We start from the raw sequence: 2,523 nt of genomic DNA, 5'->3' as shown, positions 1-2,523 counted from the left end.
GTGACAGACCTGCACACCGCACCAATCCCGCGTAGCGGGTTCGTTCTCCCCCCCCAAAGCAGACAGGCAGTGCTCACCTCAAGTCAGACGAGGTGGTAAGTCTTCTGTTGTATTCCTCGTGAGGCTTCCCAAATTCATAGGAACTGCGTCTTTTAAGAAGGATCTGTCATGACCAGCCTGTTTGAGCCGATTGAACTGGGAAGCATTTACGCCAAAAACAGAATTCTCATGGCGCCGCTGACACGCGGTCGGAGCACCCGTGATCATGTGCCCACCCCCATCATGGCCGAATATTACGCGCAACGGGCCGGAGCCGGTCTGATCATCTCAGAAGCGACCGGGATCAGCCGCGAAGGTCTTGGCTGGCCGTATGCGCCGGGGCTGTGGTCGCAGGAACAGGTGGAAGCCTGGAAGCCCATCACCGCCGCAGTTCACGCCAAGGGCGGAAAGATTGTGGCCCAGCTCTGGCATATGGGTCGGATGGTTCATTCCAGCGTGACGGGCCAGCAACCTGTGTCCTGCTCGGCGACAAAAGCGCCTGAAGCCCTCCATACTTACGATGGCAAGCAGGCTCCCGAAGTCGCCCGCCCTCTCACCAAGGAGGACATTGCCCGCATCCTGAACGACTACGAAAATGCTGCTCGCAATGCCCTTCAGGCAGGCTTTGACGGTGTGCAGATTCATGCCGCCAACGGTTATCTGATCGACGAATTTCTGCGGGACGGCACCAATCATCGTTCCGACGAATATGGCGGTTCGCCGGAAAACCGCATCCGCTTCCTGCGTGAAGTCACCGAACGCGTGATCGCAACGATTGGCGCGCACAAAACGTCAGTAAGGCTGTCCCCCAATGGCGATACGGTGGGCTGCATCGACAGTCATCCAGAGCAGGTTTTTGTGCCGGCCGCAAAGCTGCTGAATGACCTCGATATCGCTTTCCTTGAACTGCGCGAGCCCGGACCGAACGGCACGTTCGGCAAGACCGACCAGCCCAAGCTGCATGGTCCGATCCGCGAAGTCTTCAGGAAGCCGCTGGTTCTGAATCAGGACTACACACGGGAAGAAGCGATCGAGACAGTCGCTACCGGTGTTGCGGACGCCATTTCGTTTGGTCGGCCTTTCCTCGCCAATCCGGACCTCGTGCGTCGTCTGGAAGACAATCTGCCCCAGAACAAGGACGATATCCGCACCTGGTACTCGCAGGGTGCAGAAGGCTATACGGATTATCCGCTTGCTCGCTGATACCCTATTTTTCCCGCAAGTTCCTTCCAATGGAAGGAACTTGCATTTGAACTATAGAAAATATTTAGCCGCCGACGTGATACTTGTCGTGAAGTAGGCGAAATCACCTGAATAGCTCTACTCCCTGCCATGAATGTGAACACTGCGAAAGGCTGTTTTCGGTAACTCTATCCCGATAGCCGACTGTCTGTTTCCCCCCCCAAATGCCCGTAAGTGAATATACCCTGACCAAGAACTGGCCATATGCGGTAGAGCTTCACAATGCCGCTACGGCATGGCCCAAGCCCTATCGGAAAACAGATGTTTCCCGACAGGGGTGAACGCCAGTCTGGCGCGCTAGCATGTTTCCTAGACAAAATTTCCATGAGGTGTGGCGACAAACCCTGTCGGATTGGTATAAGTGACGGGAACGGTAAAAATAGGGTTTTCCGACATGCTTATCGGCTATATGCGCGTTTCTTCTGTCGATGAGCGCCAGTCAGTGGACTTGCAGCGCGATGCTCTGGTGCAGGCGGGCGTCGATGAGCGACACATCTTCCAGGACAAGGCTTCTGGAGCACGCGATGACAGACCCGGTCTTAAAAAATGTCTCTCTTATATAAAGAGTGGTGACACACTCGTTGTCTGGAAGCTGGATCGGCTGGGTCGATCTCTTCCGCATCTCCTGACAATCATAGAAGATCTGAAGGCCAAATCTGTATCCTTCCGTTCCTTAACCGAACAGATGGACACAACAACGTCTCATGGCGAGCTGATGTTCTCTTTGTTTGGCGCTTTGGCTCAATACGAACGCGCTCTGATTCATGAGCGTGTCATGGCAGGGCTTGCGGCCGCAAAACGTCGAGGCCGAATAGGCGGACGGCCCCCGTCGATCAGTCAGGAGCGTTTGGACATGGCGCTCGACTACCTCAACAAGGGTGAGAGTAAGCTCTCCGTTGCGCGACGCCTCACAATCCCACGCACGACCCTGTTGAACACTCTTGAGCGGATTGGCTGGCAACCACGCTCAGAGGGTGAGGAAAGCGACGGTGATGTTGACGAGCGTACCGCAGAAAACAATCAGAAGAAGTCGCTCAACCGCCGCAGACGACAGGCCTGACGGGGATGGGTTAGACCGCAGATACTTCACCCGCGCATACCCGGCCAAGATCAGACTGATCCCAACAATCCCGGATACCATGGCCACACGGTAGGACAGTGCCGTCATTGCTGGCGTAGAAATCTGGCTGTTGATTTTCACTGAGAACTGACCCGGGTAGGGCGGAAATTTTCATCGAGATT

At 55.4% G+C, this 2,523-nt stretch carries 2 protein-coding genes; both read left to right on the top strand.

The features are described 5' to 3' along the window. Nucleotides 1-168 precede the first annotated feature (168 nt). Entirely contained in the window at nt 169-1,242 is a 1,074-nt protein-coding gene (locus APA10_RS11610) for an alkene reductase (protein WP_035367737.1), read from the top strand. A gap of 400 nt (nt 1,243-1,642) precedes the next feature. After that, on the top strand, nt 1,643-2,341 hold the full coding sequence (locus APA10_RS11605; protein ID WP_456304050.1) for a recombinase family protein: 699 nt from the start codon (nt 1,643-1,645) through the stop codon (nt 2,339-2,341). Nucleotides 2,342-2,523 lie beyond the last annotated feature (182 nt).

The organism is Acetobacter pasteurianus subsp. pasteurianus LMG 1262 = NBRC 106471 (genome assembly GCF_000285275.1).
Classification (GTDB): domain Bacteria; phylum Pseudomonadota; class Alphaproteobacteria; order Acetobacterales; family Acetobacteraceae; genus Acetobacter; species Acetobacter pasteurianus.
This window is presented reverse-complemented; position numbering and strand designations above follow the sequence as displayed.

What these genes read in the sequence shown, in the direction of transcription:
- APA10_RS11610 (WP_035367737.1), top strand. Translation starts at nt 169, where the DNA reads ATGACCAGCCTGTTTGAGCCGATTGAACTGGGAAGCATTTACGCCAAA.